Origin of the sequence: Aeromonas molluscorum 848 (assembly GCF_000388115.1) — a bacterium.
Classification (GTDB): Bacteria; Pseudomonadota; Gammaproteobacteria; order Enterobacterales; family Aeromonadaceae; genus Aeromonas; species Aeromonas molluscorum.
Genome location: NZ_AQGQ01000264.1, coordinates 1 through 2,607, shown reverse-complemented (window position 1 = coordinate 2,607; position 2,607 = coordinate 1). Strand labels below are relative to the sequence as shown.

Annotated in this window: 1 protein-coding gene and 1 pseudogene; both read right to left on the bottom strand. The window is 62.0% G+C overall.

Features of this window, described 5'->3' with window-relative positions:
* Window positions 1-236: 236 nt before the first annotated feature.
* Window positions 237-2,384: a fatty acid oxidation complex subunit alpha FadJ gene (gene fadJ, locus G113_RS19740; RefSeq protein ID WP_005912654.1), complete on the bottom strand. Its 2,148-nt coding sequence runs from the start codon at window positions 2,382-2,384 to the stop codon at window positions 237-239.
* Window positions 2,384-2,607, bottom strand: a pseudogene (locus G113_RS19735) (acetyl-CoA C-acyltransferase); the annotation flags it as partial. The pseudogene G113_RS19735 and the gene fadJ, both read right to left, overlap by 1 nt.

Here is a 2,607-nt window from a genome sequence, read left to right as displayed (position 1 = left end):
CGATTAGCCCCCATCCCGCTTGAAACAGCATCACAGTGCCAGCAACGGCCATCGCCCCCATGTTGCTGTCTATGCGACCCCTCGTAAGCGTCTCTCCAGCGAACCTCACTCATTCAGATCGGCCAGCGTCGCAACATAGTCCCTAGCAAGATGCCCATAAAAAGAGGCGACCCTGGGTCGCCTCTTTATGCATCATGGGATAACAACCCCTGAACCGACGGATAGCCGGGCCCTCTTCAATAGAAGCGCTGCCCCTCGGCCGCCATCGCCTTGAGCCGGCTGCAGGGTGCGAAGCGCTCGCCATGACGCTGCTGGTAATACTCGAGTCGCGCCACCAGCTCGGCAATCCCCAAGCTATCCATATAGCGGAAGGGGCCGCCAAGGAACGGAGGGAAACCGATGCCAAAGATGGCACCTATGTCGCCGTCCCGGGCCGAGGCTATCACGCCGCCATCCAGGGCCATCGCCGCCTCGTTGAGCATCAGGAGCACGCAGCGTTCCACCAGCTCACTCTTGGCAAGCTTGGCCTGGGGCTTGACCCCGAGCAGCTCGTAGACGCTCTCGTCAACTTTCTTCTTGCCCTCTCTGCCGGTTAGCCAGCTGCGCGGAGCCGCCTTGCCATAGAGGTAGAAACCCTTGCCGTTCTTGCGTCCCTTGCGATCGTTTTGCAGCAACTTGTCAAATGCCTTGGGAGCCTGGAACTGTTCGCCGCCCAGTTCCCGCTCCAGTATGGGGGAGATCTTGGCCCCCACATCGATACCCACTTCATCGAGCAGATTGATGGGGCCGACCGGGAAACCGAAATCGAGCAGGGCGCCATCGAGCACCTCCACAGGTTCCCCTTCCAGTACCAGGCGCGCCGCCTCGTTCATGTAGGGGGCCAGGATCCGGTTCACATAAAAACCGGCCTCATCCTTAACCACGATGGGCGTCTTGCCCTGGGCACGGGCAAAGGCGATGGTGGTGGCTACCGTCTCGGCGCTGGTGCCTGCATGGGGGATGATCTCGGCGAGCGGCATCTTGTCCACCGGGCTGAAGTAGTGCAGGCCCACTATCTGGCCCGGCCGCGCAGCCCCTTCGGCTATGTGATGAATAGGCAACGAGGAGGTATTGGACGCGAAAATGGTCTGTTCGCCGCATTCGCGCTCCACGTCCTGCACCATCTGGTGTTTGAGGGCCAGATCCTCGAACACGGCCTCCACCACCATGTCCACCCGCTGGAAGCCGGAGAAATCCAGGGAGCCGGACAGCAGGCTCATCTGCTTCTCCAGTTCGCTGCGCAATATATGACGGCGCTTGAGCTTCTTGTTGAGCAAGTCATAGCTGTAGCGCATGGCGTTGCTGATCCCCGCCTGCGCCACATCCTTGATCCGCACCGGCACCCCGGCCTTGGTGGCGGTGACATAAGCAATGCCGCCCCCCATCAGCCCTCCCCCCAGCACGGCGGCATGGCCTATCTTGCGTGGCGCGGCTCCCTGATAGCTCACCTCCTTCTTCATCTGGGTCGTGGCGAAGAAGAGCGAGCGCAGGGCGGCGGATTCCGCGGTCATCACCAGTTCGCCGAAGCAGCGCGACTCGGCAGCCAGGCCAGCCTGGATCCCTTCTTCCATGCCGATGCGCACCACTTCCAGGATGCGCTCGGGCGCCGGATAGTTGCCACGGGTCTTGGCCTTGACCCCTTTGCACGCCTGATCAAAGAGCACATTGCGGCCCAGCTTGTTGGTCTCGAGCAGTTTGCCTTGCAGATCGCGCCGCAAAACATGGCGCGGCTTGCCCTTGCGAGCCAAGGCAATGGCCGCCTCCATCAATATGGAGAGCGGAACCACTTCATCTACCAGGCCCATCTTGCCCGCCTGCTTGGCACGCACTTGCTTGCCAGTCAGCATGAGATCGAGCGCCTTGGCCGTTCCGATGAGGCGCGGCAGACGTTGGGTCCCCCCGGAGCCCGGCAGCAAGCCGAGTTGTACCTCAGGCACCCCCAGCACCGTCTTGCCATGGTCGCTCGCAACTCGGCCGTGACAGGCCAGGGCCAGCTCCAAGCCGCCCCCCAGGCAGGGACCATGAATGGCGGCGATCACCGGGATGGTGAGATTTTCGATCTCGGCAAAGATGATCTGCCCTTCCCGGGACAGGGTCTGTGCATCTGCGGCACTGGTACAGCCGTCCAGCATGCTGATGTCGGCCCCGGCGATGAAGGAGTCCTTCTTGCCGGAGGTGATCACCAGGCCGATCAGATCCTTATTGGCCCGCACCCGCTCCAGCACGATGCGGATCTCATCGACGAAGGCGGCCTTGAGGGTGTTCATGCTCTCGCCCGGCACGTCCATGGTGAGGATGCCGATGCCGTCTTTACGAATATCCAGGGAAAAAGTTTGTTCGCTCATCATTCCACCTCCAGCACCATGGCCACACCCAACCCACCCGCCGCACAGGCGGTGTTGAGTCCCAATCCACCGCCACGACGGCGCAGCTCATGGAGCGTCTGGGTGATCATGCGCGCTCCGGTCGCGGCGAAGGGGTGACCATAGGCCAATGAGCCCCCCAGCACGTTGAATTTATCCATGTCGATCTCGCCAATGGCGCTGTCGCGGCCCAGCTTGTCCCGGG